The 23,464-nt window shown below is 62.3% G+C and carries 23 protein-coding genes and 1 riboswitch; of the genes, 12 read left to right on the forward strand and 11 right to left on the reverse strand.

Going from position 1 to position 23,464, the window contains the following annotated elements:
- Positions 1–172 precede the first annotated feature (172 nt).
- Positions 173–1,105: a sodium-dependent bicarbonate transport family permease gene (locus OJHNALOF_RS12825; protein ID WP_094198774.1), complete on the forward strand. Its 933-nt coding sequence runs from the start codon at positions 173–175 to the stop codon at positions 1,103–1,105.
- A gap of 260 nt (positions 1,106–1,365) precedes the next feature.
- On the opposite strand, the gene OJHNALOF_RS17030 is transcribed toward OJHNALOF_RS12825, so the two are convergent.
- Positions 1,366–1,497 carry a putative transporter small subunit gene (locus OJHNALOF_RS17030; RefSeq protein WP_240919730.1) on the reverse strand — a complete coding sequence of 44 codons (132 nt, stop codon included), beginning with the start codon at positions 1,495–1,497 and terminating at the stop codon, positions 1,366–1,368.
- 1 nt (position 1,498) lies between these two features.
- Entirely contained in the window at positions 1,499–3,184 is a 1,686-nt protein-coding gene (locus tag OJHNALOF_RS12830) for a sodium:solute symporter family protein (RefSeq protein WP_165662254.1), read from the reverse strand.
- Positions 3,185–3,607: 423 nt separating this feature from the next.
- Between OJHNALOF_RS12830 and purE the strand changes: the two genes are divergently transcribed.
- The 4 genes from purE (at position 3,608) to OJHNALOF_RS12850 (ending at position 9,469) form a co-directional block, all read left to right on the forward strand.
- Positions 3,608–4,102, forward strand: coding sequence for a 5-(carboxyamino)imidazole ribonucleotide mutase (purE, locus tag OJHNALOF_RS12835; protein WP_165662255.1), 495 nt, complete (start codon positions 3,608–3,610; stop codon positions 4,100–4,102).
- Entirely contained in the window at positions 4,099–5,166 is a 1,068-nt protein-coding gene (purK, locus tag OJHNALOF_RS12840; protein WP_165662256.1) for a 5-(carboxyamino)imidazole ribonucleotide synthase, read from the forward strand. Before purE ends, purK begins: the two co-directional genes overlap by 4 nt.
- Positions 5,167–5,321: 155 nt before the next feature.
- A complete protein-coding gene (locus OJHNALOF_RS12845; protein WP_165662257.1) occupies positions 5,322–6,410 on the forward strand; it encodes an efflux RND transporter periplasmic adaptor subunit in 1,089 nt (362 codons plus the stop codon).
- On the forward strand, positions 6,407–9,469 hold the full coding sequence (locus OJHNALOF_RS12850; protein WP_165662258.1) for an efflux RND transporter permease subunit: 3,063 nt from the start codon (positions 6,407–6,409) through the stop codon (positions 9,467–9,469). The genes OJHNALOF_RS12845 and OJHNALOF_RS12850 overlap by 4 nt, the downstream gene beginning before the upstream one ends.
- Positions 9,470–9,617: 148 nt before the next feature.
- On the opposite strand, the gene OJHNALOF_RS12855 is transcribed toward OJHNALOF_RS12850, so the two are convergent.
- Positions 9,618–10,658, reverse strand: coding sequence for a PLP-dependent cysteine synthase family protein (locus OJHNALOF_RS12855; RefSeq protein WP_206063701.1), 1,041 nt, complete (start codon positions 10,656–10,658; stop codon positions 9,618–9,620).
- 131 nt (positions 10,659–10,789) lie between these two features.
- Between OJHNALOF_RS12855 and OJHNALOF_RS12860 the strand changes: the two genes are divergently transcribed.
- Entirely contained in the window at positions 10,790–11,257 is a 468-nt protein-coding gene (locus OJHNALOF_RS12860) for an Lrp/AsnC family transcriptional regulator (RefSeq protein WP_165662260.1), read from the forward strand.
- A 13-nt stretch (positions 11,258–11,270) separates the two neighbouring features.
- Here the strand turns inward: OJHNALOF_RS12860 and OJHNALOF_RS12865 are convergent, their stop codons facing one another.
- Positions 11,271–11,891 carry a trimeric intracellular cation channel family protein gene (locus OJHNALOF_RS12865; RefSeq protein ID WP_094198782.1) on the reverse strand — a complete coding sequence of 207 codons (621 nt, stop codon included), beginning with the start codon at positions 11,889–11,891 and terminating at the stop codon, positions 11,271–11,273.
- A 124-nt stretch (positions 11,892–12,015) separates the two neighbouring features.
- Positions 12,016–12,105, reverse strand: a riboswitch (glycine riboswitch).
- A 60-nt stretch (positions 12,106–12,165) separates the two neighbouring features.
- A complete protein-coding gene (locus tag OJHNALOF_RS12870; RefSeq protein ID WP_165662261.1) occupies positions 12,166–12,981 on the reverse strand; it encodes a helix-turn-helix domain-containing protein in 816 nt (271 codons plus the stop codon).
- A gap of 94 nt (positions 12,982–13,075) precedes the next feature.
- On the opposite strand from OJHNALOF_RS12870, the gene OJHNALOF_RS12875 reads away from it, so the two are divergent.
- Positions 13,076–14,059 (forward strand): bile acid:sodium symporter family protein, encoded by a 984-nt coding sequence (locus OJHNALOF_RS12875; RefSeq protein WP_206063739.1) that lies wholly within the window; start codon positions 13,076–13,078, stop codon positions 14,057–14,059.
- Here the strand turns inward: OJHNALOF_RS12875 and OJHNALOF_RS12880 are convergent.
- Both OJHNALOF_RS12880 and OJHNALOF_RS12885 read right to left on the reverse strand, forming a co-directional pair.
- Complete coding sequence (locus tag OJHNALOF_RS12880) at positions 14,031–14,969, reverse strand: class I SAM-dependent methyltransferase (RefSeq protein WP_165662263.1); 939 nt, start codon at positions 14,967–14,969, stop codon at positions 14,031–14,033. The genes OJHNALOF_RS12875 and OJHNALOF_RS12880 overlap by 29 nt on opposite strands.
- 119 nt (positions 14,970–15,088) lie before the next feature.
- Complete coding sequence (locus OJHNALOF_RS12885) at positions 15,089–16,252, reverse strand: Na/Pi symporter (protein ID WP_165662264.1); 1,164 nt, start codon at positions 16,250–16,252, stop codon at positions 15,089–15,091.
- Between the two features lie 250 nt (positions 16,253–16,502).
- On the opposite strand from OJHNALOF_RS12885, the gene osmY reads away from it, so the two are divergent.
- The 5 genes from osmY (at position 16,503) to OJHNALOF_RS12910 (ending at position 20,675) form a co-directional block, all read left to right on the forward strand.
- On the forward strand, positions 16,503–17,171 hold the full coding sequence (gene osmY, locus OJHNALOF_RS12890) for a molecular chaperone OsmY (protein WP_165662265.1): 669 nt from the start codon (positions 16,503–16,505) through the stop codon (positions 17,169–17,171).
- A gap of 88 nt (positions 17,172–17,259) precedes the next feature.
- Positions 17,260–17,421, forward strand: coding sequence for a DUF1328 domain-containing protein (locus OJHNALOF_RS12895; protein WP_094198788.1), 162 nt, complete (start codon positions 17,260–17,262; stop codon positions 17,419–17,421).
- 87 nt (positions 17,422–17,508) lie between these two features.
- Positions 17,509–18,324: a CLCA_X family protein gene (locus OJHNALOF_RS17120; protein WP_165662266.1), complete on the forward strand. Its 816-nt coding sequence runs from the start codon at positions 17,509–17,511 to the stop codon at positions 18,322–18,324.
- Positions 18,321–18,860 (forward strand): macro domain-containing protein, encoded by a 540-nt coding sequence (locus OJHNALOF_RS12905; protein ID WP_165662267.1) that lies wholly within the window; start codon positions 18,321–18,323, stop codon positions 18,858–18,860. Before OJHNALOF_RS17120 ends, OJHNALOF_RS12905 begins: the two co-directional genes overlap by 4 nt.
- Positions 18,861–18,956: 96 nt before the next feature.
- Complete coding sequence (locus OJHNALOF_RS12910; protein ID WP_165662268.1) at positions 18,957–20,675, forward strand: potassium/proton antiporter; 1,719 nt, start codon at positions 18,957–18,959, stop codon at positions 20,673–20,675.
- A 16-nt stretch (positions 20,676–20,691) separates the two neighbouring features.
- Here the strand turns inward: OJHNALOF_RS12910 and OJHNALOF_RS12915 are convergent, their stop codons facing one another.
- From OJHNALOF_RS12915 to OJHNALOF_RS12930, 4 genes are all read right to left on the reverse strand, one after another.
- On the reverse strand, positions 20,692–21,081 hold the full coding sequence (locus tag OJHNALOF_RS12915) for a rhodanese-like domain-containing protein (protein WP_165662269.1): 390 nt from the start codon (positions 21,079–21,081) through the stop codon (positions 20,692–20,694).
- A 156-nt stretch (positions 21,082–21,237) separates the two neighbouring features.
- Positions 21,238–21,687: a YtoQ family protein gene (locus OJHNALOF_RS12920; RefSeq protein WP_094198793.1), complete on the reverse strand. Its 450-nt coding sequence runs from the start codon at positions 21,685–21,687 to the stop codon at positions 21,238–21,240.
- Positions 21,688–21,763: 76 nt separating this feature from the next.
- Positions 21,764–22,873, reverse strand: a complete 1,110-nt coding sequence (locus OJHNALOF_RS12925) for a PQQ-dependent sugar dehydrogenase (protein ID WP_165662270.1) — start codon at positions 22,871–22,873, stop codon at positions 21,764–21,766.
- Complete coding sequence (locus tag OJHNALOF_RS12930) at positions 22,854–23,288, reverse strand: hypothetical protein (RefSeq protein ID WP_094198795.1); 435 nt, start codon at positions 23,286–23,288, stop codon at positions 22,854–22,856. The genes OJHNALOF_RS12925 and OJHNALOF_RS12930 overlap by 20 nt, the downstream gene beginning before the upstream one ends.
- Between the last annotated feature and the right edge of the window lie 176 nt (positions 23,289–23,464).

Genomic DNA, 23,464 nt, shown 5'->3' on the forward strand with positions numbered 1-23,464 from the left:
AATTAACATTTATTGGTAACTATAGCGCCGGCGACGCACAATGTCCCGACTTGTCAAACTCGGCTTCGGCCGGCACTCGTTTACAGCCCGTTTTCTTCCATGCTGGCAGGCCTTTGGCCCTGTCGCGGGCACGGCTGTGCGTGTTGCCTGCAACAACAAAAGAGGAATGAGAATGCCGGATATAGTAGTGGCGTTTTTTGCGCTGGGCGTGGTGGCGGGGCTGGCCCGCTCGGATTTGCAGGTGCCCAAGGCGGCTTACGATACGCTGGGGATTCTGCTGATGCTGACCATCGGCTTTAAAGGTGGACTGGCGCTGCATGGCAACCTGCATTGGCAACTGGTGCCGGAGTTGCTGGCGGTGGCGTCGCTGGGGGTGGTGATTCCGCTGTTGTGTTATCCGCTGGCACGCCGGCTGCTGCGCCTGGATCAGGCCAACAGCGCCAGCCTGGCGGCCCACTACGGCTCGGTGAGTGCCGGCACCTTTGCGGTGGCGCTGGCCTATGCCCAGACCCTGCAGCTGGAAATCGCCCCGGAAACCACCCTCTACCTGGTGTTGCTGGAATTGCCCGCCATCATAGTGGCCATTTCCCTGTATAAACGGTTGGCGGGGCAGAGTGATGGCGCAAGTCACGGCAGCGTATGGCACGAGGCTCTCACCAGCCGGGGCGTGGTGTTGCTGACCGGTGGCGTGCTTATCGGTTATTTTTATGGCCCCGAACGGGCGGCACCGGTGAGTGAGCTGTTTATTCATGCCTTCAAGGCGCTGCTGGCGCTGTTTTTGCTGGAAATGGGCCTGTGTGCCGCCAAGGCGCTCACGCCCATCCCCTGGCGGCGCTGGCCGGTGATGCTGTTTGCCCTGGTCGCCCCCCTGGTGCTGGCCAGCCTGGGCGCCTTTGCCGCCACGGCCTTGGAGCTGCCGGCGGGCAGTGCGCTGATCCTGGTGGCGCTGGTGGCCAGTGCGTCCTATATCGCTGCCCCGGCGGCCATTGGCGCCGCCATTGAAAAGGCCGACATCGGCCTGGCCATGCTGGCATCACTGGCGGTGACCTTTCCCTTTAACGTACTGGTGGGTATTCCCCTCTATGCCCGCTGGCTGGCGGCCTGATACACACAACATGCGAAGCAACAGCGCGGTTGCACTTCACGACACGCTCCAAGCCCATCCGTGGGACGCTCGTCAAATGCATCTGACCGCCATGGATGGCGGGAATGCCGAAAATGCAGGAGCAACTTTTCGGCTCTGGAATTTGACGGTCGGCTACGGCAATCCCCGCTGCTGCTTCGTGAAGCTAATGAATCGTTTGCCTTCGTTTGATTACAAAAAAAGCGGACCTCAAGGGTCCGCTTTTTGCTCTCTGCGGTGGCTCACACCAGCTCGCGGTTTTCCTTCCTGGCGGCGACGATGTCTTTCCATACGCCACGGCAGATCAAGATCAATACCCAGAGGGTGAGGGCGGGCCAGATCAGAATGTAGGCCCCCAGGGTCAGTTCGCTCATATCAGGACTCCTTGGCAAGGCGGGTGGGTTTAACCGCCGCCGGGCTGGCGGCCTCGAAACGGTCGTCGTAGTTGCCCACGCGCTTTTTGATAAGCTCAAAGTCGAATTTCTGGTTGTCCAGCAGGCTCACCAGCACACACACCAGGGTGCTGACGCCGTAGGCCACCAGGGAAGACAGCAGCACCGTGTATTCCCGCAGGAAACCGGTGGCGAACACCATCAGCGCCAGGCCGGCGATAATGCCGGCGATAAAGCCGACGTGGCGGCCGAAAAAGCCGAACGCCATCAGTCCGATCACCACGCCGCCGCCGATGCTGGCCAGCAGCTCGAACAGCATGGCCACCACGCCGGTCATGGGCAGCAGCTCAAAGCGAGCCGCGCAGAACATGATCAGGGCGACAATCACCGAGGAGGTAAAGGCGCGGTTGGTGACCCGGCTCCAGAAACAGCTGGCGATCACCGGGAATACGATGGCGCCCCAGAGCGCGCCCACGAACACCAGCATCACCAGAATGTCGAGGGAGAAGCTGGCAAACACAATGCCCAGCATGGTGGCCACCACCATGGTCAGCCGGCCGATAAACAGCATGCGTCTGGGATCGGCCTTGCCCCTGGCAATGTTCTTGCCGTACACGTCGGCCATCACAATGGCAGACAGGGCGGACAGATCCGAGTCGGCGGTGGAAGACAGCGAGCCGATAACCAGAATAAAGAACAGGCCAATAAACACCGGCGGCAGGTAGCTGGACACCATCTGTGGAATCAGGTTGTTCATGTCGCCGTTCAGGGGCTCAACACCGGTGGTCAGGGCCATCAGGCCAATCATGCCCAGGCCGATGACGATGGCGCCATACCCCAGCGTCGCGGTGAGGAAGGTGGGCTTGATGTGCTTTTCATTCACCGCAAACAGCCGTTGGGAAATGGTCTGGTTACCAATGGCATAGGCCAGCACCGCAACAAAATAGGGGGCGCCCTGGTGCAGAATGGCGTCGGTGGAGAACAGGTTGGCCTGCTCGGCGGTGAGGTGATCAAAACCGTTCATCACCTCGGCCGGGCCGCCCATGGCGAACAGCACTGCGGGAATGATCACCACGGCAATGGCCATCAGTGCGATCAACTGGGCAAAGTCGGTGAGCACGGAGGCGCGAAAGCCCGACCACAGGGTATAGCTGAGCACGCCCACCCCGGCGATGATCACCCCGGTCTGGAATGACAGCGGTGACAGCACCGACACCAGGGCGCCGGCGGCAGTGAAATTCACCATCAGGCTGATGATGCTGCCGAGCAGGTTGGAAAAGGCCAGGATCAGCTGGCTGGAGGAGCCATGACGGGCGTGGATCACTTCCCCCAGGGTATGGGCGTTGGGCGCCAGGGCACGAAAGCGGCGGCCAAAGGGATAGATGAACAGTATCATCAGCGCGCCCCACAGGCCGTAGTGCAGCGGGCCCGACACCCCGTAGGTGTAGCCCGAGGTGGCGGCGGCATAGAAGGACGCGGCCCAGATCCAGGTGGCGGTCATACTGGCCGCGCCCATGCCAAAGCCTACGCTGTGGTTGGACACCATAAAGGCGTCGGTGTCTTCCTGTTCCTTCTTGATGAAGGTCGTGATTAAGTAGGTGCCGCCGTAAAAGGCGGCCAGCAGCAGCAACACTGTGGTGCTGGAAAATTGGTAGAGTTCCAAGATCATCTCCCTGTCTTGCGAGTAAAACACGGACTCGCGCAGGCGATATCGTCGCGGGAACGATATACCTGACGCAGTTCAGGACGACCTGGCTGACGGCAACGGACGTGTAGAACCGGAAACACGGTTCGGCAAACAATGCAGGAATGACTTGCTATGTGAAGCGATGCGCTTTTAAGACGTTGGCGTTAGCCTGGTATTGTGCGGTCGACGGCACAGGGCCGTGAGCTAGGGTAATGCTTCAATGGCGCCCATCATAAGGCGTAGACCTCCTCAAAATTACATGCTCAGCCTTTGAACGGCCCCTACCTTAACGACTGCCTCGGGGGATGTCCACCCTTTCACTGGCCGCAAAACCGCGGTTTCGCTATAATCCGCGCTCCCCCAGATCCACCAGAATATGCTGAACGTTGTTGAACAGGAGTAGTCATGCAAGCAAAAGTTGCCGTCATCATGGGCTCGAAAAGCGACTGGCCCACCATGCAGGGCGCTGCAGAGATCATGGACAAGCTGCAGGTTTCCTACACCGTGGAAGTGGTGTCGGCGCACCGCACCCCCGACAAGCTGATGGAGTTCGGTGAAAAGGCCGTCGAACGCGGTTATCAGGTGATCATCGCCGGTGCCGGCGGCGCCGCCCACCTGCCGGGCATGGTGGCGGCCAAAACCCGCCTGCCGGTGCTGGGTGTGCCGGTGCAGAGCAAGGCCCTGAGCGGCCTCGACAGCCTGCTGTCCATCGTGCAGATGCCCAAGGGCGTGGCCGTGGGCACCCTGGCCATCGGCACCGCCGGTGCCTTTAACGCCGGCCTGCTGGCCTGTCAGATGCTGGCCAACAACGACGCCGAGCTGGCCGAGCGGCTGGAAGCGTTCCGCCTCGAGCAGACCAGCACCGTGCTGGGCAGCCCGGATCCGCGGGAGGACGCATGAGCCGTATCTGGGTACTGGGAGCCGGCCAGCTGGGCCAGATGCTGAAGCATGCGGGCATGCCGCTCAACCTGGACGTGCGCCCCATCGACATTGAGTCGGAAGAGACCTTTCCGCTGCAGGCCCATGAAAAAGTGACCGCCGAGCGCGAGCAGTGGCCCGAAACCGCCGCCACTCGCCAGCTGGCGGCCCACCCGGCCTTTGTGAATCTCAATACCTTTCCCATTCTGGCCGATCGTTACACTCAGAAGTCACTGATCGACAAGCTGGGGCTGGCCACCGCGCCCTGGCAGTTGGTGCAAAGCGACACCAGCGCCGAGGATCTGCACAACGTTCTTGGTGAGCGGGTGCTGCTCAAGCGCCGCACCGGTGGCTACGACGGCCGGGGTCAGCACTGGCTGCGTGAACAGGGCCGGGACGCCATTCCCGACGACTGGCACGAGCAGGCCATCGCCGAGCAGGCCATCGACTTTGACGAGGAAGCCTCCATCGTCGGCATGCGCGGTGCCGATGGTCAGTGTTACTTCTATCCGCTGACCCTCAACCTGCACGTCAATGGCATTCTGCTGGGGTCGGTATCACCGCTGGCGCGGCTGGCACACCTGCAGCAGGAAGCCGAGCGCATGCTGGGTACCCTGATGAACGACCTCGATTACGTCGGTGTCATGGCCATGGAATGCTTTCGAGTGGGCGATCACCTGCTCATCAACGAGCTGGCCCCCCGCGTGCACAACAGCGGCCACTGGACCCAGGCCGGCGCCAACGTCAGCCAGTTTGAAGCACACCTGCGTGCCGTGGCCGGCCTGCCACTGGTTGAGCCGACCGTCAAGAATACCAGCGTCATGGTCAACCTGGTGGGTACCGAGCGCAATGACGACTGGCTGTCGGTGCCCGGCGCCGAGTTGTACTGGTACGGCAAGGAAGTTCGCCTGGGCCGCAAGGTGGGCCATATCAACTTCTGCCTGAGCAACCTCGCCGATACCAAAGCCGCCCTCGACCGGCTGGAGCCCATGCTGCCCGCTAGCTACGGCATCGTGCTGGACTGGCTGCGCAGCCAGCTGAACTAAGCCGGCACCTGGCACCCAAAAGCCCCGCATGCTGCGGGGCTTTTTATTTTGGCGCTCACAAGAAAAACAGCCTTGTCGTCCGTCTTTCGTCGGGACTGTCTGCCGTTATGTCAAATTGATATGCTGAGTCATCACTCTAAATGCACGGATAAAACATGGCGGCAAATGGTTGGCGTGAACGACTGGGCAGGCACAAGGCGTTGACATGGGCACTGGGCCTGCTACTGGTGGTGTTCTGGCTGTGGCGGGGCCAGGTGTATCAGGCGGCGAACGAGGCACCAATGCCCGGGCCGGCCCATCCCGAGCCCGAGTTCCAGCTGCAGGTGCAGGCCATGGCCGCCGAGCCCTACCAGCCCCGTGTGGTGCTGCAGGGGCAATTGCAGGCGGTACGGCAACTGGTGGTGCGTGCCCGGGTGGAAGGCACGGTTGAAAACCTGCCCGAGCTTGGTGACGCAGTGCATGCCGGCGATGAAATGCTCAGGCTCAGCATTGATGATCGCAAGGCCAACCTGGCCAGGGCCGAGGCCGAACGGGCATTACGGGTGGCCGAACTGGCCGCCGCCGAACGACTCAAACGCAAGGGACTGCTGGCCGAAACCGATTACCTGATGCGCAAGTCTGCCGCCGCCGAGGCAGAAGCGGCATTGACTCAGGCCCGGCTGGCCCTGGAGCACAGCCGGCCTGCCGCGCCCTTTGCCGGCACTGTGGATGCCCGCCATGTGGAAGAGGGGGATTACGTCAAGGCCGGCGATGAGTTGCTGCACTTGGTAGATGCCAGCGAGCTGAAACTCATGGCTTATGTGCCCCAGCAGCAGGTGTTTGGCCTGGCGCCGGGGTTGCCGGTGACCGCCGTGCTGCTGGATGGCCGGGAGCTTGCGGGCACACTCACCTTTGTTGCCAGCGCCGCCGATGAAAACACCCGCAGCTTTGCGGTGGAAGCCCGTTTTGCCAATCCCGAGAACGCACGCCTCGTCGGTGCCAGTGCCGAGCTGCGTATCAGCCTGCCGCCACGCCCGGCCCACCGGTTGTCGCCGGCGCTGCTGGCGCTGGACGAAAGTGGCCGGCCCGGTGTGCATCTGGTGGATGCGCAAAACCGGCTGCAATTGATGCCGGTTACCCTGCTGGCCATCACACCGGAGCAAGCCTGGGTCGATGGCCTGCCCGAGCACGCCCGTGTGGTGGTTCGTGGTGCCGGTTTTGTGGCCGAAGGCGATACCGTCGCGGTGCGGGAGCTCAGCCAATGAGGGCGCTGATTGAGGCTGCCGTATACCGCAGCCGGGCGACGCTGCTGGCCTTTGTGCTGCTGCTGCTGGGGGGCGTGGGGGCCTATCAGGCGATTCCCAAGGAAGCCAACCCCGACGTCACCATTCCCATGATGTATGTCTCCATGACACTGGAAGGCATCAGCCCGGAAGATGGCGAGCGCCTGCTGGTGCGGCCCATGGAGCAGGAACTGCGTACCCTGGAAGGCATCAAGAAAATGACGTCCACCGCCAGCGAAGGGCATGCCTCCGTGATGCTGGAATTTGATGCCGGCTTTGATCCCAAACAAGCGCTGCAGGAGGTGCGTGAGAAGGTCGATTCGGCGCGCAGCGAACTGCCCCAGGAGGCCGATGAGCCGGTGGTGCACGAGATCAACGTGGCCCTGTTTCCGGTGTTGTCGGTGGCGCTGTCGGGACCGCTGGCGGAAAGCGAACTGGTGATGATTGCCCGCCGCCTCAAGGACGAAATAGAAGGCATCGCCGAGGTGCTGGAAGTGGACATCGGCGGGGATCGGGAGGATGTGCTGGAGATTTTGGTCGATCCCCAGGTGCTGGATGGTTACGGCATTGATTACACCCAGTTGTTTAACCTGGTGTCCCGCAATAACCGCCTGGTGGCCGCCGGCAGCCTGGATACCGGCGCCGGCCGGCTGGCCATCAAGGTGCCTGGGGTGATAGAAGGGCTGGATGATGTGCTGAGCCTGCCACTCAAGGTCAGCGGCGATCGTGTGGTGACCTTTGGCGATGTGGCAACCATTCGGCGTACCTTCAAGGATCCCGCCGGCTTTGCCCGTATCAACGGGCAGCCCGGCCTGGTGCTGGAGGTGAGCAAACGCGCCGGCGCCAACATCATTGAGACCATAGAGCGAGTCAAGGCACTGCTGGATCAGGCCAGGCCGCTGCTGCCCGAGGGGGTGGAAATCGACTACATCATGGATCAGTCCACCCAGGTTGAAACCATGCTGGCGGATTTGCTCAACAACGTGCTCACCGCCGTGGTGCTGGTACTGATTTTGATCCTCGCCACCATGGGCGCGCGCCTGGCGGTGATGGTGGGGTTCACCATTCCCGGCGCCTTTTTTGCCGGCATTCTGATCATCTGGGGTATCGGCTTTACCATGAACATCATTGTGCTGTTTGCCCTGATCCTGGTGGCGGGCATGCTGGTGGACGGCGCCATTGTGGTGAGCGAGCTGGCCGACCGCCACCTGCATGAGGGGCAGACGCCCAAGGAAGCCTGGATCAATGCCGCCCACCGCATGAGCTGGCCGGTGATCGCCTCCACCATTACCACCCTGGCGGTGTTTATGCCGCTGCTGTTCTGGCCCGGGGTGGTGGGCCAGTTCATGCAGTACCTTCCCGCCACCGTGATCATCTGCCTGCTGGCATCGCTGTTTATGGCGCTGGTGTTTTTGCCCACCATGGGCGGCCTGGGGCGGGTCGAACATCAGCCCAGAAAGCCGGTGGTGGTGCCCGGACTACGGCACTACCGCGGCCTGCTGGCCAGACTGCTGCGCCGGCCCGGCCTGACCCTGCTCGGCACCCTCGGGTTGATTGCGCTGATGTATGCCGGCTACGCCCGCTTTAACCACGGTGTGGAGTTTTTCCCCGATATCGAGCCCGACAGCGCCCAGCTGCAGGTGCGGGCCCGGGGCGATCTGTCGGTGTATGAAAAGGACGCGTTGTTGCGTCGCGTAGAAACCCGGCTGGCCGGGCTCACCGAGGTCAAGGCCCTGTATGCACGCAGCTTTGCCATGGCCGACAGCCAGATGGGCAGTGATGTCATCGGTGTGCTGCAGTTTCAGTTTACCGACTGGTATTTGCGTCGCCCCGCCAGCGCCATTCGGGAAACCATGCTGGCCCGCACCGTCGACATACCCGGGGTGGTGCTGGAGTTTCGTGAACAGCAAATGGGGCCGGGAACGGGCAAGCCGGTGGAGATCCGCCTCTCGGGCACCGACGACAGTACCCTGAGTGCCGCCACCGACCGACTGCGGCATGCCATGAACGAACTGGGCGGCTTTGCCGATATCGAAGACGACCGCAGCCTGCCGGGCATTGAATGGCGGCTGCAGGTGGATCGGGAAGCCGCTGCCCGCATGGGGGCCGATGTGCTCAGTGTGGGCAATGCGGTGCAGCTGGTGACCAATGGCCTGCTGCTGGCCAGTTACCGGCCGGAAGATGCCACCGACGAGGTGGATATTCGCGTGCGTCTGCCCCGGCACTGGCGCTCGGTGGATCAGCTCTCCCGCCTGACCCTGAATACTCCGCGGGGGCAGGTGTCACTGAGCCAGTTTGTGACCCTGACTCCGGCCCCCAAGGTGGGCACCTTGCACCGGGTGGATGGCCGGCGCACCGTGACCGTCAAGGCCGACATCGCCGAGGGATTTCGCCTTGACGAGCGGCTGCAGGCCCTGCGGCAGGCCGGAGTGGAATTGCCGAAAGGCGTGGCACTCACCGTGGCCGGCGAAGACGCGGATCAACGGGAAGCCGGGCAGTTTCTGGGCACCGCCTTCGTGGTGGCGCTGTTGCTGATGACGCTGATCCTGGTGACCCAGTTCAACAGCCTGTACCAGACTGCCCTGGTGCTGTCGGCCATCGTGTTTTCCACCGCCGGCGTGCTGTTGGGGCTGCTGCTTAATGGCCAGTCCTTTGGCATTGTGATGGTGGGCATGGGCATCATTGCGCTGGCGGGCATAGTGGTGAACAACAATATCGTGCTGATCGATACCTTTAACCAGTTGCGGGCCGAGGGCCTGAGTCCGGTGGAGGCGGCGCTGGAAACCGGTTGCCTGCGGCTGCGCCCGGTGCTGCTGACCGCCATCACCACCGTGCTGGGGCTGATGCCCATGGTACTGGGTGTGAACGTGGATCTGCTGACCCCGTCGCTCGGTCTGGGGGCGCCTTCCACCCAATGGTGGACCCAACTGTCCAGCGCCATTGCCGGCGGCCTGGCCTTTGCCACCCTGCTTACCCTGCTGCTCACCCCCTGCATGCTGGTGCTGGGCGCAGGACGTTCCGCGGTGAGGGGGAAGGAGTGAGGGGAAACACCATGAACTCGTACCCATTCTGAATGTGACCCCAGGGTATGTTGGCAATGAGCGAAGCGAATTCCAACACGAAGGCGGCTGTGATCTGTTAACTCGTTCCCACGCTTCGCGTGAGCCCGAATAAATTCGGGCCTACAAGTTACCCCAACAGTGCCAGCTGCTCGCTCCAGGGGGTGATATCGCCGATATGCTCGGCGACCCAGTCGGCATTGTAGTAGGTGTCCAGGTAGCGCTCGCCGCCGTCGCACATCAGGGTTACCAGGGAGCCGGTTTTGCCGGCTTTTTGCATTTCCTGCGCCAGCTGCAGCACGCCCCACAGGTTGGTGCCGGTAGAGCCGCCGGCCTTGCGCCCCAGCATGCGTTCGAGCCAGTGTATGGTGGCGATGCTGGCGGCGTCGGGCACCTTGATCATGCCGTCGATTACCTCGGGCAGAAAGGAGGCTTCGACCCTGGGGCGGCCAATGCCTTCAATGCGGCCGCAGGCCTGGCTGGTAAGGGTATTGTCGCGCTGCTGAAAGCTGTCGAAAAACACCGAGTTTTCCGGATCCACCGCCACCAGCCGGGTGTTCAGGCCGGCATAGCGAATATAGCGCCCAAGAGTGGCCGAGGTGCCGCCGGTGCCGGCGCTCATTACGATGGCCTCGGGCTCCGGATGGGGCTCTTCTGCCAGCTGGCGGAAAATGCTTTCGGCAATGTTGTTGTTGCCGCGCCAGTCGGTGGCCCGTTCGGCGTAGGTGAACTGATCCATATAGTGGCCGCCGGTTTCCCGCGCCAGCTGCTCGGCGGCGGCATACACCTGGGAAGCATGATCCACAAAGTGGCAGTGGCCGCCCAGGCGCTCCACCTGCACGATTTTGCTGCGGGTGGTGGAGGCCGGCATCACGGCGGTAAAGGGCAGTCCCAGCAGCTTGGCGAAATAGGCTTCCGACACCGCCGTACTGCCGGATGATGCCTCCACCACATGGGTACCTTCACGAATTTGCCCGCTGCAGATGGCGTGCAGAAACAGCGAGCGGGCCAGCCGGTGCTTGAGGCTGCCGGTGGGGTGGGTGCTTTCGTCCTTGAGGTAGATATCAATGCCGGTGAGGGCGGGAATGTCCAGCAGGTAGAGATGCGTATCCGAGGTACGCAGCTGATCGCTGGAGAGGATTTTCAGGGCGTTGCGGGTCCACTGGCTCATGAGTACGGCTTCCATGAAAAACGGAGGTGATAAGCAGAATTGTATTCTCAAAAGCCGAAAAAAGTTTTCTCTTGTTCCCGGTGTGGCGCATAATTTTTGGAATAATTTTCTCTTACCTGACGGTTTTTCAAATGGATAATTTCGATCGTCACATTCTGGCTCTGTTGCAGCAGGACGCCACCCTGGCGCTCAAGGATCTGGCCGAAGCGGTCAACCTGTCCACCACGCCCTGCTGGAAGCGGGTCAAGCGACTGGAAGAGGCCGGCTATATTCGTGGCAGGGTGGCGTTGCTGGATGCCGAACGGCTCGGACTGGGTCTGTCGGTGTTTGTGCAAATCAAGACCCAGCACCACGACAGCCGCTGGCTGACCCGCTTTGCCGAAACGGTGACCGCCTTTGACGAAGTGGTGGAGTTCTATCGCATGTCCGGCGAATGGGACTACATGCTGCGTGTGGTGGTGGCCGACATCGCCGCCTTTGACCGCTTCTACAAAAAGCTGATCACCAGCACCGAAGGCCTGTCCAACATCACCTCCAGCTTTGCCATGGAACAAATCAAATACACCACGGCCCTGCCCCTGGGGGATGCCGTGGTGTAGCCGCGATGGCGTCTCAGCCGTGCCAGCGTCCCGGTGCATAGGAAAATACCGGCAAGGACCAGCCCCAGCGAATGGCGCTCAGTCTCAGGGCCAGGCCGACGGCGAACGAGGCCAGTATGTTGATGTCTTCCTCCACCCCCAGATGGCGCAGCAGCAGGTGGAGCAGGGCCACCAGCAGCGACACGCTGGCGTAGAGCTCGTGGCGCAGCACCTGGGGCGTCCTGTTGCACAACACATCCCGCAATATGCCACCAAAGATGCCCGTGGTGATGCCGGCCATCACCACAACCGGTATTGAATAACCCAGCTCCAGAGCGACGTTGCAGCCGATAATGGTAAAGGCGATGAGGCCGGCGGCGTCGAGCAGCAGAAACAGCCGGTGCAGCCGGTGCATGACCCGGGCAATGGGCATGGTGATCAGGCCGGCACCAATGGTGAGGTAGATGTAGCTTGGATGCTGGGTCCAGCTGATGGGAAAATTGCCCAGCATGATATCGCGGACCGTGCCGCCCCCCAGGGCGGTAAGAAAGGCAACCAGGCTGACGCCAAACAGATCCATATTGCGGCGCCCCGCGGCCAGGGCGCCGGACATGGCTTCAGCGGTGATGGCGATAAGGTAGACAGAGACGAGCATCGAGCATTCCTGTGAGATAACAAACTGCCTCTCCCCCTGTCCCTTGAACCTGAGAGTTTATACGGTGAATGCCGCTTGCTCCTTCGGTGGGCTGCCGCCGGCAACCGCTCTCCAGTAGGCTTGTTGATGAACAGCAGTACCTTTGCCTGAGCGTTTATGGGAGTTTGCGCCTTCGGCGGAAGCCTGTTCGGCTTCTCTCTCCTGCTGTTCGCGGATTCTACCAACTAACCATGAAAGTCTGGAATGTTATAAAGTCTTTTGCCGTGCTGACTGGTTATTTATTGTGTTCCTTTCGTTTGTCTGTTTGCCGAAAGGCGCCCGGGGGGCAGCCCAGCAGCTCGCCAAAGGCGGCGATAAAGGCCGACAGGCTGTCGTAACCGCATTCCAGGGCTACGTCGGTAATACGCAGGTTCCGCTCCAGCAGGGGCAGGGCGGCCAAAAGGCGGGCACGCTGGCGCCACTGGCGAAAGCTCATGCCGGTGTGGCGCACAAAATAGCGGCCCAGGGTCTTGTCGCTGATCCCCAGTCCGGCACTGAAATGCGCCATGGGCCTGCGGCAGTCCGGGTGCGAGGCCAGGTAGTGGCACAAACCGGCAAGGGGCTCGTTATCGGGCCAGGGCAGCCACAGCTCGCGGGAAGGGGCGTCGGCCAGCCGATCCAGCAATACCGCCACCAGCCGGCCTTCGGCGCCGGCCTCATCATATTCCACGTCGAGGGCGCTGAAGGCCAGGATCAGCTCCCGCAGCAGCGGGCTGATCTCCAGCACGTGGCAGGGGCGTGCCGGTACCACATCGGGAGAGATATACAGGCTGCGGATTTGCGTGCCCGGGGGGCACTGCACGCCATGGCCGAGTCCGGGGGGAATCCACACCGCCAGCCGGGGCGGCACCACAAAACGGGCCCTGTCGGTGTTCACGGTGAGTACGCCCTCGGCGGCATAAGACAGTTGTACCCAAGGGTGATGATGGCGGGCTTCAATGGCCTGGTTGGCCAGCGACCGCCGCTGCCCGAGCACCGGCCGGGGCAGTTGCTCAAGCAAGGCGAGCCGGTCGAGCAGTGACTGCTGATTGTCTGTTTCGCGACACTTCATCTCTTTTTGCCGACAAGGTCCTGTTTGGGCTCAGGCTATAGTAGCCCGCTGTTTGTCTCAATCGGGAAAGTTCAAAATGCTCAGGTATTTACGTTTGCTGTTCGATAATTTCACCCTGGTGCTGCTGGCGGTGGTGGCCACGGCCAGCCTGTTGCCGGCCCATGGCCAGGGGGCGGAGGTGTTCAACCGGCTCACCGCGGTGGCCATTGCCCTGCTGTTTTTTATGCACGGTGCCAAGCTCTCGCGCCAGGCCATTGTGGCCGGCGCCACTCACTGGCGACTGCATTTGCTGGTGTTTGGCTGCACCTTTGTGCTGTTTCCGCTGATTGGCCTGGCACTGAAACCCCTGCTGCTGCCGCTGCTGGGTGAGGCGCTGTACGTGGGGGTGCTGTTCCTGTGTGTGCTGCCGGGCACGGTGCAGTCGGCCATTGCCTTTACCTCCCTGGCCGGCGGCAATGTGCCGGCGGCGGTATGCAGTGCCTCGGCTTCAAGCATTCTCGGCATTGTGCTCACCCCGCTGCTGGTGGCAGCACTTTTGCAGATGCAGGCGGGGAGTGCGGTATCGCCGCTGGACTCCATGGTGTCGATCAGTGCTCAGCTGTTGCTGCCCTTTGTCGCCGGGCATTTGCTGCGGCCGCTGATCGGCGGCCTGGTGGAGCGCCACCGCGTGTGGCTGGGACGGGTGGATCAGGGCTCCATCCTGCTGGTGGTGTATACGGCGCTGAGCGCGTCCGTGGTGGAAGGGCTATGGCAATCGGTGTCGGGGGCGCGGCTGGCGTTGCTGACCCTGGTATGTTGCGGGTTGCTGGCGCTGGTGCTGTCGCTGACCGCCTGGCTGGGGCGGATACTCGGCTTTAACCGAGAAGATCGCATCACCATTATTTTTGGCGGCTCCAAAAAGAGCATGGCCACGGGTGTGCCCATGGCCAAGGTGCTGTTCGCCGGCGCCCTGCTGGGGCCGGCGTTGCTGCCGCTGATGATTTTTCACCAGATCCAGCTGATGGTATGCGCCGTGCTGGCCCAGCACTACGCGCGGAAAGGCAAGGGGCTCAGCCCAAAGCAAACACCAGTGCCTTGAGACCGGCCTCGGGATCGATGTCGGCAAACTCGGGCGGGTTGTCGAGGCGCTCCACAAAGCGCAGTGCCGGCGCCTGCTCGGCCATGCCGTCAATCAAAAAGCGGCTGTCGAGGTCGGGATCGTTGACGCAAGCCAGCACCGTGCCCTGGGGGATGAGCAGTTCCGGCAGGCGTCGCAGTATTTTGGCGTAGTCCCGGGTCAGGGCAAAGCTGCCCTTCTGAAACGAGGGCGGGTCGATAATGATGAGCTCATAGGGCCCGAGCTTGCGCACCTTGCCCCAGGACTTGAACAGTTCATGGCCGAGAAAGCCGACCCTGTCCAGATCATGGTGATTCAGCCGGTGGTTGTCCCGGCCCCGGGCCAGTGACGACTTGGCCATGTCCAGGTTCACCACGCGCTCGGCGCCGCCGGCGATGGCGGCCACGGAAAACCCGCAAGTGTAGGCAAAGAGGTTCAGCACCCGCTTGCCCTCGGCCTGCGCCCGCACCCACTGCCGGCCCAGGCGCATGTCCAGAAACAGGCCGTGATTCTGGTTGCGGCCAAGGGTCAGCTGATAGTTCAGTTCGTGCTCGCGCACGACCGGACTGGCGTCAAACTCTCCCCAGAGCACTTCCAGCGGAGAGCCTTCGCGGCTGCGGTGCTGCAACAGCAGGGAGCGGGCGCCGCTGTGCCGCCAGACGGGGGAGGCAATCAGCTCAGCTAACAGCTGCTGCAGCTCGTTCAGAAATTCGGGCGATGGCTCCCGGAACAGGCTCACCAGCAGCTGGCCGTCGAGCCAGTCGGCGGTGAGCTGCTCGAGCCCGGGCCAGCGACGGCCCCGGCCGTGAAACAGCCGGCGCGTCTCGGCGGGCTGGGCATCAAGGGCGGCGTGCAGGTGGGCCTTGAAAGTGAGCAGGGCGGTGGCGTTCATTTGAGCGTTATCCGGCAAGAAAAAAAGCAGGCGCCATTCTAGCCGCCTGCTTTTGAGAACACCACTTACCCCTTTGGGAAGCCGCTGCTTCGCTTACGGGTGTTTCGGCGCGGAGTGAGTTACAGCCACTGGCTGAGGCCCACCAGCCCCAGGGGCAGGGCAAAGAAGACGCCGCCGATATAGGCCGCCACATAGCCCTTGTTGCGCTGGGCCAGTTCGGCCAGGCCTTCGGCCATGTACATGGGTAACGTGCGCAGCATGGGCAGCACATAAATCAGCGCAATGGCCATGATGTTGAACAGCAGATGCACCAGGGCGATTTGCAGCGCCACCATGGCCGAGGCACCGGTGATGGCGGTGGCCGCCAGCAGGGCGGTGATGGTGGTGCCGATGTTGCTGCCCAGAATAAAGGGGTAGACCTGCTTCAGGCTGAACATGCCGGAGCCGGCCAGGGGCACGATCAGTGAGGTGGTGGTGGACGACGACTGCACCAGCACGGTCACCAGGGTGCCCGAGGCCATGCCCGACACCGGGCCACGACCCACGGCGGTGCGCAGAATGCCCATGGCGCGGCCTTCCATCAGGGTGCGCAGCACGCGACCAATCTGGGTGACCACCATCAGGATAATGCCGATACCCAGCAGGATCAGCGCCACACCGGACCAGATACCGGGCAGCCAGGCCACGCTTTCCTTCAGAATGCCGGTGCCGGGGGCCAGCATGGCCTTCATGAAGTTCATGTTGCTCATGCTCATGCTGGCGTCGGTCACCAGCAGGCCGGACAGCCACTCGGAGGTGCGGGCCAGGGGCTGAAACAGCAGCTCCAGCGGCAGCACGATGGCCACCGCCAGCAGGTTGAAACTGTCGTGCACGGTGGCGGCGGAAAAGGCGCGGCGGAATTCCTCGCCATTGCGTACGTGACCCAGGCTCACCAGGGTGCTGGTCAGGGAGGTGCCGATATTGGCGCCCATCACCATGGGAATGGCAATGGCTACCGGCAGGCCGCCGGCCACCATGCCGACGATGATGGATGTGACAGTACTGGAGCTCTGGATCAGCGCCGTGGCCACCACGCCGATAATCAGCGCGATAATGGGGTTGGAAGCAAACTCAAACAGCACCTTGGCGTCTTCGCCGGCGGCGGCCTTGAAGCCGGCGCCAATGGCGCCCACGGCGGCCAGCAGCAGATAAACCAGGGCGGCCACCAGCAGCCAGGACAACCAGCGAGGGGCACTTTGGCTATGGGGGGTGGCGGTGGACAGGGCGGAGGTTTCAGGGCTCATGGTACATCCTCATCGTCATGATGCGCGCACTATGCCGGCCAAATATGACGGTTTTATTACAATGTGACACTGGTATGACGGTACGATGAAATTACCGGCTCCGACAGCCTCGTTCGCACCCGATTTCCATCAACTTGCCCTTGCGCTGGCCAGACGCAATAGTGAAACACCATGGATGTAACGCGAACGCGTTTGCATTCTGGTTAATGTCATCAATCAGTACATCAGGTCACAACCGGAGGAAGAGAGCATGAAAAAGCACGTATTTTCCCGTTCCGCACTGGCTGTTGCATTGAGTTCCGTTCTGGTGGCGGGCGGCGCCCTGGCCGCGGAGTCCACCGCCCTGTCCGGCAAGGCGGAGGTTTCCGCCGAAACCCGCTCCCTGAGCGGCAAGCTTGAGGCCACCGCCGAGCAGGCCGGTGATAAGGTGGGGCAGGCCGCCAGGCAGGCCGGCGCCCTGATGAATGACAGCGTGATCACCGGCAAGGTAAAATCGGCGCTGCTCAATGACGAGGGCGTATCCAGTGTCGATATTTCGGTGGAAACCGATAACGGCAGGGTGGTGCTGAGCGGCTTTGTGCCCGAACAACGGCAGGCCGAGCGGGCCGTAGCGGTCGCTCAGGGAGTGAAGGGAGTCACCGCCGTGGACGATCAATTGCATGTTCAGGCCAGGGGCGAGGCCGAAGGCGGCTCCCTGGCCGGCCTGGCGGGTGACGCCCTGGTGACCGGCAAGATCAAGGCTATGCTGCTGGCGGATGAAATGGTCGCCGGCACCGCGGTCAGCGTGGAAACCGACAACGGCGTGGTGCACCTGAGCGGTGAGGTGGACAGCCAGGCGCAGGCGGAGCAGGCCGTGCGCCTGGCCCGCAAGGTGGACGGCGTGGCCACGGTGAAAAATGATATCAGGGTGGTGAACTGATAACGCCTAAGCTTGAGTTTAAGCCATTGGCCACTCGCCGCCCGGTGAGTGGCCGGTTGAGTTTAACGTCGATGAGGGAGGGCAAGTCATGTTTCGCTGGGGCATCATTTTTCTGGTTATCGCCATTATCGCCGCCCTGCTGGGGTTCAGTGGCGTGGCGGGTACCGCCGCCGGCGCCGCCAAGCTGGTGTTTGTGGTGGGCATAGTGCTCTTTATTATCAGCCTGTTTACCGGGCGCAGAAGGCCCTGAAGTCCGCTTCGCCGTCGTTAATGGTTTTTGCACCGGCATCAGTTGCGGTAAGCTGAAGCGGTAACAGTGACAACAGGCGGCATGCGAATGGGTGACTGGGCCCCCAACAACAGGTTTTATCGTAACGGGCCTGACCACCTTTCAAATGAGCCGGTGGATTTTGTGCATGTTCGCCGGCGCTTTGATTTTCGCAGCATTGAAATCGGCCGCTGGGTGACGCGACCCGAGCGCGAGGCCGCGGCCGGCCACTTTTATAATGCCCTGTGTGATCTCATGCTGATCCTGCAGGGCCCCGAGTCACTCATTTCCCTGCGCGGCACCCTGTCGCTGCAATACGGCACCGGTGGCCGGCCGGGCGTATCCGCCCATTACAGCCCCGCCACCCGTTGTTTTTCCCTGGCCAAAAATGCTGGCCCCGGCAGCATTGCCCATGAGTGGTTTCACGCCTTTGATCACTATATGGCCGGCAAGGCCCTGGCCGGGGTTACCGGCCATACCCTGGCATCCCAGGCCTGGCTCAACAACGCCGCCACCCTGGCGCACCCGCTTAACGACATGCTGTTTGCCTGCTTTGCCGCCGTGCTGCTGAGTGAAGACGGCACCGGGCCCAGCCCGCTGTTTTATGCCTCGGCACGGGTGGACGAGCAGAAGGGTATGGTATATTTCAGTCGACCCGAGGAGTTGTGCGCCCGCGCCTTTGAGGCTTTTATACAGGATGCCGCCATCAAGAACGGCTTTCTGGTCAAGGGCACCAAAGCCACTCGGGAGGCGGAGCTGGGCTTGTATCCTCAGGGCGAGCAGCGCGCCCGCTGCAACGCCGCCTTTGGTCGTTACTTTCATACCCTGGGACGAGCCCTGCGGCGTCAACATCGTGGCCCGGCGGATGAGGGAGGTGAGTCATGACATTGTGGCACCTTGGCGTCGCCATCGAGTGCGTACAGGGCGATATCACGCAGCAGGCCGACATGGCCGCCATCGTCAATGCCGCCAACGGCGCCCTGTTGCCGGGCGGTGGTGTAGCCGGGGCCATTCACCGGGCCGCCGGCCCCGGGCTGGCACAGGAATGCCGGCCACTGGCGCCGATTCGGCCGGGAGAAGCGGTGCTCACCGGCGGCCACCGTCTGCCCAATGCACATGTCATTCACTGCCTGGGGCCCGTCTACGGCGTGGACGAGCCGGCCCCTGCGTTACTGGCTTCCTGCTATCGCAAGGCACTGATCCTGTGCGAGGACCATGGCGCCGAGTCGGTGGCCTTTCCGGCCATTTCCACCGGCATTTTCGGGTATCCGCTGGCGCCGGCGGCGCGCATTGCCGTCGAGACGGTGCTGGCGACCCTGCCCGCCTGCCCGAGCGTAAAACGGGTGCGTTTTGTGCTGTTCGGCGCCGCCGATCTGGCCTGCTACGAACAGGTGCTGAACGAATGGAAAAGCGGTAATTGAATTTATATTTTTAAATAATCACTAAAAATTCACTTTTAGGGGGCCGCCCCGACTGTGATATAACATTCATATCTAAAAAGAATCGGAATAATCATATTGAATAATATCGAACACCTGTTTTTGCTGGCCGGCGCCCTGCTGTGCCTGAGTGTACTGGCCACCCTGGTGTCGGCGCGCTCGGGCATTCCCATACTGCTTATTTTCTTGCTGATCGGCATGCTGGCCGGTGAGAGCGGTCCCGGTGGCATTCAGTTCGAGAGTTATTCCCTGGCCTATTCGGTAGGCAACCTGGCGTTGGCCATTATTCTGCTTGACGGCGGCATGCGCACCCGCATGGATACCTTTCGCGTGGGGCTAAAACCGGCGCTCAGCCTGGCCACCCTGGGGGTGGTGATCACCAGCGGCATTACCGGCATGCTGGCGGTCTACATTCTGGAGCTGGGCTGGCTGCAGGGGTTGCTGCTGGGAGCCATTGTCGGCTCCACCGACGCGGCGGCGGTTTTTTCCCTGCTGGGAGGGCGGGGCATGCAGCTCAACCAGCGGGTCGGCGCTTCCCTGGAAATCGAGTCGGGTACCAACGATCCCATGGCCATTTTCCTGACCCTGACCCTGATTGCGCTGATCACCGGCGAGATGGACAGCACCGGCGATGCCCTGTTGTTTCTGCTGAGCCAGTTCGGCGTGGGCACCCTGGCGGGGCTGTCGGGGGGCTGGCTGCTGGTGCAGCTGATTCGCCGCATTCACCTGGTCTCCGGGCTGTATCCACTGCTGGTGGCCGGCTTTGGCCTGGCCCTGTTTGCGTTGACCGCGGTGCTGGAAGGCAGCGGTTTTTTGGCGGTGTACCTGGCCGGGCTGGTGCTGGGCAACTCCCGGCTGCGTAACCTGGAGTCGATTCTGCCGATGTTCGATGGCCTGGCCTGGCTCAGTCAGATTGGCCTCTTCCTGATCCTGGGGCTGCTGGTGTCCCCCGCCGACATGTGGGCCATGGCGCTGCCCGCCAGCCTGATCGCCCTGGCCATGATCTTTATTGCCCGGCCGCTGGCGGTGCTGGCCTCGCTGTTGCCGTTTTTCCGCTTTAACGCGCGGGAGCTGGGATTTATTTCCTGGGTGGGGTTGCGCGGCGCCGTGCCCATTGTGCTGGCCATCTTTCCGCTGATGGCGGGCATCGAAGAAGGCAACATACTGTTCAATGTGGCCTTTTTCGTGGTGTTGATCTCCCTGCTGGTGCAGGGCTCCAGCCTGCCGCCGGTGGCCCGCTGGCTGAGTGTGGAAGTGCCCCCCGAGCCGGCGCCCCGGCGGCGTTCCATGCTGGGCATTTTCAAGGAAAACGACTTCGAGATGTTCCTGTACCGTGTTGACAGCCAGTCCCTGGACGGCGTGGTGGTCCGCCAGCTGACCTTTCCGCCCCACTGCCGGGTGGCGGCGGTGTTTCGAGGAGAGCACCTGCTGCCGGCTTCGGGCAGCACTCGGCTGGCGATGAATGACATGCTCTGCGTGATCGGCCGCAGCACCCACCTGAAAACCCTCAACAACATGTTTGGCGGCGATCTGGAGACGGCGCGGGAGAAGGCCAGGGCCTTCTTTGGCGACTTTATTCTCGCCGCCGACGCCCGCATGGGCGATGTGGCACTGATGTACGGCGTGGACGTGGCAGAAGACGAGCTGGAACTGACCCTGGGTGACTTCGTGCTGGCTCACAGCAGTGGCCATCCCGTGGTGGGGGATCACTTCGTGCGTTACGGCATGGTCTGGACGGTGGCGGACGTGGACGGCGACCGTGTACTCAAGGTTGGTCTGCGCGAACGGGAACTCTGAGCCTCAGCCGGCTCGCTTATCGGGCCGGCAGGGTGTGACCGGCGGGTTGCAGCCGGGGCGAAGGGGCGGGCGGCGCCGAGCCCCGCAGTGCACTCAGGCTGCCAAAGTCCTCTACCCTGTGGTAGCCCAGTGCCTGCAGGGCTTCCATGGCCATGCGCGAACGCCGGCCATCCTGACCGTAAAGGTTGATGCGGGTCTCGCGGTTGGGAAAGCGTTCGGTCACCCCCCGGGCGATGTGGGTGTGGGGAATGAGCACCGCCCCCGGCAAGTGATCCTGCTGATATTCCTCGGCGCTGCGTACATCTACCCAGACCGGACCTCGCCTGTTCGCGTCTTGAGAGACCGGCTCGGCGGCCATCAGCGGCGTGGTCAGGGTCAGCAGCAGGGGAAGGAGGCGGGCATTCATGAAGACTTAACCTGTTCAGTGATGTTCGCCCCCAGTGTAAAACAGAACCTGTGGTGGCCAAGGAACGAACGGTCACCGGCCGACAGAAACCGGCACAGCAATGCAAAAGCGGAGCCACAAGGCTCCGTTTTTTAAGGCTTAATGGGGTGTGACGGTTCAGGACATCAGGTAGGCCAGGATCTCCACCACCTGTTCCGGGTGACGGCAGGTGGCCTTGGCGGCTTCGTCCACTTCCTTGAGCGGGTGATCGTGCTCGGCGTCGTGCAGGGTGATGATGGGCACACCGGATGCCACGGCAAAGCCGGCGTCAAAGGCGGCATTCCATTGCTTGTATTTGGGGCCGAAACGCACCACCACCAAATCCGCTTCGCGAATGTGGGTGGAGGTACGAATGCTGTTAATGCCGGAGGCTTTGCGGTCACGCCAGAAGTTGTCTTCCTCACTGCCCAGAATGTTCACGCCCACCATGTCGCTGGCGTCGTGATCGGTCACGGCGGAGCTGAAGCGTACCTTCAGGCCCTTGGCTTCACAGCCGGCGATGATTTGCTCGCGCCAGTCGGTGTGGATTTCGCCGGAGAGGTAGACGTTCCAGATCTTGTCGCTCATATCGCTTCCTTATTGTTCACAAAAGTAACTTAAATAAAGTACAGTTGTTACAGGTTACCCCATTTCGGCGGCAAAATCAGCCCTTGGCTGCGGCCGGCACCAGCTTGAGCAAACGGCCGTCGGGCGCGTCGGTCAGCACCAGAATACCGCCGTCGGTGGCCTGGGCCAGGGCGCGAATACGCCAATCCCGCTCCTGCAGCAGATGGTGCTCGCTCATCACCCGCTCACCTTTCAGTGCCAGCCGCACCAAACGGCGCTTGGCCAGGGCGCCCACAAACAGATTGCCGCGCCAGCCGGGAAAGGCGTCACCGGTGTAAAACAGCATGCCCGAAGGCGCGATGGAGGGTACCCACACCCAGAGCGGGTCTTCCATGCCCGCCTTGCGGTTGCCTTCGCCGATAACGCCGCCGCCGTATTCCTCGCCAAAGGTCACCACCGGCCAGCCATAGTTGGCGCCCCTGCGAATGCGGTTGACCTCGTCGCCCCCCTGGGGGCCGTGTTCATTAATCCACAGTACCCCGGTGCCGGGATGGATGGCGGCACCCTGCACATTGCGATGGCCCAGGCTCCAGATTTCGGGCAGGGCACCGGGCCTGTTCACAAAGGGGTTGTCGGCGGGCACGCCGCCGTCGTCGTGCAGGCGAATGATCTTGCCGAGGTGATTGTCCAGCCGCTGTGCCTGATGCCGGCTGTGGTAGCGGTCGCCGGTGGTGATAAACAGAAAGCCGTCGGCATCAAAGGCCAGCCGGGAGCCGAAATGGGCGCGGCCGTGGGTTTTGGGGTGCTGCACAAACACCGGCTCAACGTCTTTAAGCCCGTCAGCCGTCAGTCTGGCCCGGGCCACGGCGGTGCTGGCTCCGCCCGGGCCGGGCTGGCTGAAACTGAAATAGAGCCACCCGTTGCGTTCAAAGTCGGGGTGCAGGGCCAGATCGAGCAGCCCGCCCTGGCCGCCGGCGGCGATGGGCGGCAGGCCGGACAGACTGTGCCGTTCGCCGTCGGGCCCAAGACGCAACAGCCGGCCCCGGCGCTCGCTGACCAGCAGGCGGCCGTCGGGCAGCTCCACCAGCCCCCAGGGATGATGCAGGCCGGTGGCCAGGGTCTGTACGGTGTAGTCTGCTGCTGCCAGGGGGGCGGTCAGCAGCCACAGCAGCAGTGCCGTCAGCCACTTACCATTCGGGTTCGGCATGGGGGTCATAGCCTTCGTATTGCACCGGACGAGTGCCGCTTTCACCACTGACGCGAGGGTAAGGCGCATCGGGGCCGGCGTCTTTCGGGCGCTTGCGGGATTTGCCCACCTGAAAAATCCAGTCGTCACCAAAGTCGAACCAGTAGAACAGTTTTTTGCCGGCGGGCAGCGGAAAGAGCGAGGCAATGCTGGCGCCGTGGGAGAATTCTTCGCCATCGAACAGCTGGCGCTCGGCGCCCTGCGTCTTGCGGGAAATAAAAAAGGCATAGAGGTGATCGTTGTCAAAGTGTACCGCCTGCTGAATGGCGAGATGCAGATCATGCAGCGAGGCCTGATCATCAATGTCCAGTTCGCAGCCCCAGTCGTGGTGGGCATACATGCCGGACTCCAGCCGGACCGAAAGGGTAATGAGCATGGGCCGCTCCTCGGGTTAACAACCTATCATCAGAATAGTCGTTGATGGCCGGGCCGGGCTCGGCCATCAAGGGTGAACGACATGATTAAAAAATGGACAGGTCAGGTGCCGAATGGCAATGTCATTATGCCAATACGGCCAAAATGGTACATGCTGACAGCAACGGAAAATCGACG

This window comes from Oceanimonas sp. MB9 (assembly GCF_011319775.1).
Classification (GTDB): Bacteria; Pseudomonadota; Gammaproteobacteria; order Enterobacterales; family Aeromonadaceae; genus Oceanimonas; species Oceanimonas doudoroffii.

Excerpts from the sequence above, each read along its gene's own strand:
- OJHNALOF_RS12825 (WP_094198774.1), top strand. The coding sequence starts at position 173 with ATGCCGGATATAGTAGTGGCGTTTTTTGCGCTGGGCGTGGTGGCGGGG.
- OJHNALOF_RS17030 (WP_240919730.1), bottom strand. The coding sequence starts at position 1,497 with ATGAGCGAACTGACCCTGGGGGCCTACATTCTGATCTGGCCCGCCCTC.
- OJHNALOF_RS12830 (WP_165662254.1), bottom strand. The coding sequence starts at position 3,184 with ATGATCTTGGAACTCTACCAATTTTCCAGCACCACAGTGTTGCTGCTG.
- purE (WP_165662255.1), top strand. The coding sequence starts at position 3,608 with ATGCAAGCAAAAGTTGCCGTCATCATGGGCTCGAAAAGCGACTGGCCC.
- purK (WP_165662256.1), top strand. The coding sequence starts at position 4,099 with ATGAGCCGTATCTGGGTACTGGGAGCCGGCCAGCTGGGCCAGATGCTG.
- OJHNALOF_RS12845 (WP_165662257.1), top strand. The coding sequence starts at position 5,322 with ATGGCGGCAAATGGTTGGCGTGAACGACTGGGCAGGCACAAGGCGTTG.
- OJHNALOF_RS12850 (WP_165662258.1), top strand. The coding sequence starts at position 6,407 with ATGAGGGCGCTGATTGAGGCTGCCGTATACCGCAGCCGGGCGACGCTG.
- OJHNALOF_RS12855 (WP_206063701.1), bottom strand. The coding sequence starts at position 10,658 with ATGAGCCAGTGGACCCGCAACGCCCTGAAAATCCTCTCCAGCGATCAG.
- OJHNALOF_RS12860 (WP_165662260.1), top strand. The coding sequence starts at position 10,790 with ATGGATAATTTCGATCGTCACATTCTGGCTCTGTTGCAGCAGGACGCC.
- OJHNALOF_RS12865 (WP_094198782.1), bottom strand. The coding sequence starts at position 11,891 with ATGCTCGTCTCTGTCTACCTTATCGCCATCACCGCTGAAGCCATGTCC.
- OJHNALOF_RS12870 (WP_165662261.1), bottom strand. The coding sequence starts at position 12,981 with ATGAAGTGTCGCGAAACAGACAATCAGCAGTCACTGCTCGACCGGCTC.
- OJHNALOF_RS12880 (WP_165662263.1), bottom strand. The coding sequence starts at position 14,969 with ATGAACGCCACCGCCCTGCTCACTTTCAAGGCCCACCTGCACGCCGCC.
- OJHNALOF_RS12885 (WP_165662264.1), bottom strand. The coding sequence starts at position 16,252 with ATGAGCCCTGAAACCTCCGCCCTGTCCACCGCCACCCCCCATAGCCAA.
- osmY (WP_165662265.1), top strand. The coding sequence starts at position 16,503 with ATGAAAAAGCACGTATTTTCCCGTTCCGCACTGGCTGTTGCATTGAGT.
- OJHNALOF_RS12895 (WP_094198788.1), top strand. The coding sequence starts at position 17,260 with ATGTTTCGCTGGGGCATCATTTTTCTGGTTATCGCCATTATCGCCGCC.
- OJHNALOF_RS17120 (WP_165662266.1), top strand. The coding sequence starts at position 17,509 with ATGGGTGACTGGGCCCCCAACAACAGGTTTTATCGTAACGGGCCTGAC.
- OJHNALOF_RS12905 (WP_165662267.1), top strand. The coding sequence starts at position 18,321 with ATGACATTGTGGCACCTTGGCGTCGCCATCGAGTGCGTACAGGGCGAT.
- OJHNALOF_RS12915 (WP_165662269.1), bottom strand. The coding sequence starts at position 21,081 with ATGAATGCCCGCCTCCTTCCCCTGCTGCTGACCCTGACCACGCCGCTG.
- OJHNALOF_RS12920 (WP_094198793.1), bottom strand. The coding sequence starts at position 21,687 with ATGAGCGACAAGATCTGGAACGTCTACCTCTCCGGCGAAATCCACACC.
- OJHNALOF_RS12925 (WP_165662270.1), bottom strand. The coding sequence starts at position 22,873 with ATGCCGAACCCGAATGGTAAGTGGCTGACGGCACTGCTGCTGTGGCTG.
- OJHNALOF_RS12930 (WP_094198795.1), bottom strand. The coding sequence starts at position 23,288 with ATGCTCATTACCCTTTCGGTCCGGCTGGAGTCCGGCATGTATGCCCAC.